At 49.1% G+C, this 3927-nt stretch carries 5 protein-coding genes; all 5 read left to right on the forward strand.

Going from position 1 to position 3927, the window contains the following annotated elements; genetic code table 11:
• Nucleotides 1-215 precede the first annotated feature (215 nt).
• Nucleotides 216-800, forward strand: a complete 585-nt coding sequence (locus tag Q0218_RS08715; protein ID WP_297968750.1) for an oxidoreductase — start codon at nucleotides 216-218, stop codon at nucleotides 798-800.
• A 514-nt stretch (nucleotides 801-1314) separates the two neighbouring features.
• Complete coding sequence (locus Q0218_RS08720; protein WP_297968752.1) at nucleotides 1315-1569, forward strand: hypothetical protein; 255 nt, start codon at nucleotides 1315-1317, stop codon at nucleotides 1567-1569.
• A 24-nt stretch (nucleotides 1570-1593) separates the two neighbouring features.
• A complete protein-coding gene (locus Q0218_RS08725; RefSeq protein ID WP_297968754.1) occupies nucleotides 1594-2553 on the forward strand; it encodes a nitronate monooxygenase in 960 nt (319 codons plus the stop codon).
• An 80-nt stretch (nucleotides 2554-2633) separates the two neighbouring features.
• Nucleotides 2634-3215, forward strand: coding sequence for a flavin reductase family protein (locus Q0218_RS08730; protein ID WP_297968757.1), 582 nt, complete (start codon nucleotides 2634-2636; stop codon nucleotides 3213-3215).
• 108 nt (nucleotides 3216-3323) lie between these two features.
• The coding region (locus tag Q0218_RS08735; RefSeq protein WP_297968759.1) for an SDR family NAD(P)-dependent oxidoreductase at nucleotides 3324-3927 on the forward strand (604 nt) is incomplete at its 3' end.

Here is a 3927-nt window from a genome sequence, read left to right on the forward strand (position 1 = left end):
TTCGCGCGCCGTGAAAGAATTTAATCCAAGCACGCCAAGGCTTGGGCCGGCTCAGCAGGCTAAGCCTTAAATTTAGAGCAAATTAATACCGAGCTGATTCGGTTATTTGCTGTATCTGCCGTCCATAAAAATTTAATCAAAGGAGCAAAAATGAGAAAAACGGCTTTGGTCGTGGGCGCGACGGGAGCGGTCGGGTGCGAGATCGTGCGAGGGCTTTGCGAAACCAAAACTACGACAAGATCGTCGTCTGGGCGCGTAGGGAGCTAAAGTTTAGCCACGAAAAACTTGAGGTGCAGATCGTAAATTTAGATAAGATCAAAGAGATAGAGCCGTGCGACATAGACGAGATTTTCTGCGCGCTGGGCACGACGATGAAGCAAGCCTGTAGCCGCGGGCAGTTTTGCAAAGTGGACGTGAGCTACCCCGTAAATACCGCAAAATGGGGCATCGCCGCGGGCGCTCGCCGTTTCGTGCTTATCTCCGCCTACGGCGCGGACGAACGGTCGAGATTTTTCTACATGAGAGCAAAGGGCAAGGCCGAGAAAAAGATCGCCGAGCTGGGCTTTGAAAGCCTGCAAATCGCTAGGCTGCCCGCGATAAAAAGCGAGCGTAACGAGTTGCGACTCAGCGAGCTCTTTACGATCTGGCTGTTCGGGCTTTTGCCGAAGGGGATCTTGACGAACTACCGCCCGATGAGCGCGCAAAAATATCGCCGTCGTCGTCATCGCCGCCGCGCAAACGTAGAGCAAAGGCGTGCAAATTTATCATCCAAAAGAGTTTGCGTAGCAGCTCGAATTTGAGGGGCTTGCAGGATTAGGAAAAATTTGCAAGCCCTCGCCTCGTAAATTTAAATTTATCCCGGGATAATCAAATTTGCGCGCTTGCCTCAACGAGCGTTTAAATTTACAGCTACCTAAAAGCAAAATTTGATAGAAATTTGGAGCTTTGACCTCAGTGCGCGTCGCCGCCTTTGTGCGTTTATAGTTCTCTGCGCGAGGGCTCAAATTTAGCGTGGAAAAAGCTCGCGCTAAAAATCTCCAAGACCGACAAAATAGCCAAAAATAGCGACAAACCCGCAAAGAGCCCGTAAATAGGCGCTTTTGTAGCGAGTATAAAACGAGCCGTTTTCTATGTAATATATTTTACAAATTTACATTATCTATTTATAAAGCCAACGTATAATCACGCAAAAAAATATAAAGGAGCATACTTATGAAGTATACGGGAACTACGTATAGGCCACCTTACGAGGCTAACTCTTTGCTGGTGCAGGCGACTTAGGGCTGTAGTCACAATCGCTGCGCATTTTGCACGATGTACCACGACGTCCCGTTTGCGGTCGAATCGATCGAGCAAATAGAGCGCGATTTGCTCGAGGCTAGGCGCTATAATCCCTTCGTCAGGCGCATTTTTTTGCTAAACGGCGACGCTTTTTCGCTGGATTACGAGACGCTTAGCGCCATAGGCGAGAAAGCGATCCAAATTTTCCCCGAGGTCGAGGCCATCGCCTCTTACGTGACGATCACGGGCATCGCCAAAAAGAGCGCCGAGGGCAGGTACATTAGCTAAAAATTTAACGGAAAGGAAAAGAATATGAAAAATTTTAATCAATCGACAAAACTGTGCGAAATTTTGGGCGTCAGCTTGCCTATCGTGCAGGCTCCGATGAATAACGTAACAAATGCCGCATTGGTAGCTGCCGTATCAAATGCCGGCGGAATGGGCGTGCTGGGGCCAAATGCCGGCAGAGACTCTGAAAATTTAAACACGAAAGAGCGATATAAACGAGAATTTGAACGTATAAAGTCGCTAACTAATAAGCCTTACGGCGTAAATATCGTTTGTCGAAACGATAATGACAAAAAATATGCGCTAAAGGTTATGGAAACGGCATTTGAGGCTGGCGTAAAGGCGTTTTTCTTTGTCGGCATAGCGGAAACGGAGCTATTTAAATTTATAAAAGATAACGGCGGAGTTTTGGTGCATAGAGCGCTTACGCCAAGCGCAAATTCGGCTCGCGCAGCACAAGAAGAGGGCGCAGATATTATAATTGCCACGGGATACGATGAAGGAGGAGTGGGTCCGCAAAATAAAATAGGTACTTTTAGCATCGTGCCGATCATCGCCGATGCCGTGAGCGTGCCTGTGATGGCTGCGGGCGGGATAAACGACATTAGAGGCGTACGAGCAGCCTTTGCGCTTGGGGCTAGCGGTGTTTACGTGGGTACTAGATTTATCGCTAGTACCGAGTGCCCGGCAGCGCAACCGGCAAAAGAGAGCATCGTATCTATGGGCTCTAGCGAGCTGTTTTTTGTTTCGGACTATCAACGCGTAGTGCCGAGTAAATTTGCCAAGGAGCTAAACGCAATGTATCTAAACGGCGACAAGGAAGTAGTGGCGCAAAAAATCGAGCGACTAAATCCACTAAGGCTCGCAATGATAGATGGCGATATAGAAAATGGCATAATATACGTAAATTCTGGTATTAGCCTAATAAAAGAGATAAAAAGCGCCAAAAAAATCGTCGGCGAGCTTATGGCCGATTTTGTTTAATAAGATGGATAAATTTGCCAAATTTAGGCTATTATCGGCAAAAAATAAAATTTAAATTTTATCAAATCAAAGAAGAAAAAATGTCACTAAAACCTGTCGAACTTCACAAAGCGTATCGCCTCATAAATCACGGGCCGACCGTCATGGTCTCGGCCGAATTTGACGGCGTGCGGGACGTCATGAGCGCGTCATGGGTCTGCCCTCTGGACTACGACAAGCTAACGGCCGTCATAGGTGCTAGCTCTTTTACCCGCTCGCTTTTTGAAAAGAGCGGCAAATTTGCCGTGCAGGTGCCTTTCGTCTCGCAGGCGGAGCTGGTTAGCGAGCTGGGCGCCGAAAACAACTCGCGCTTTGATAACGCGGACAAGATGAAAAACGTGGAAATTTTTTATAAAGAGGAGTTTGATGTACCGCTGATCGTGGGTTGCGCGGCATGGCTCGTTTGCAAGCGTATCCCCGAGCCGCATAACGAGCAGAGCTATGATCTTTTCATTGGCGAGGTCGTCGCGGCGTATGCGGACGAGCGGGTCTTTGACGGCGAGCACTGGCTGTTTGAAAAGATCCCTGACGAGCTAAAGAGGCTTCACTACGTCGCCGGCAGTCGGTACTATCTAGACGGCAAAGCGATAGACACCAAGCGCACGCCCATAAGCGGCGAGTAAGCGCCTCGCAAAATGCAGGCAAATTTGTAAATTTAAGACGAGCGCACGCGTAAATACGCGGCGAGCTTCGGTAAAATTTCAAACTAAAGAATCTAAAAAGGATAGAAAATGAAAAAATATATCGTCATCACGGGCGCAAGCTCGGGTATTGGAGCGGCTACGGCAAAGGCGTTTGCTGGGCGCGGAGAAAATTTGATCTTAATCGCGCGCAGAGCGGAGCTGCTGCAAAGCTTAAAGGACGAGATCGCTAAAATTTCGCCCAAATCAGATGTCGTGATTAAAATTTGCGACCTTGCGCGCAGCGAGAACGTCTTAGCGCTTTGGGACGAGCTAAAAAGCTACGAGCTAAAGGCGCTTATAAACAACGCGGGTTTTGGAGATTACGGCGCGGTCGGCGAGCGTGATCTATCCAAAGTCTCGCAGATGCTGCGGCTCAATGTCCTTTCGCTCACGCTGCTAAGCCACCTCTTCGTACGCGACTACAAGCGCAAGCCTGCCCAGCTCATCAATATCTCCTCCGCTGGCGGCTACAGTATCGTGCCAAACGCCGTCACCTACTGCGCGAGCAAATTTTTCGTAAGCGCCTTTGCGGAGGGCTTGCACTACGAGCTGGCGCAGGATAAAGAGGCTAAAATGCAGGCTAAAGTTCTAGCGCCCGCCGCGACTAGGACGGAATTCGGTCCCGTGGCGACGGATGACGCGGGCTACGACT

Source organism: uncultured Campylobacter sp. (assembly GCF_938039245.1).
Lineage (GTDB): Bacteria > Campylobacterota > Campylobacteria > Campylobacterales > Campylobacteraceae > Campylobacter_A.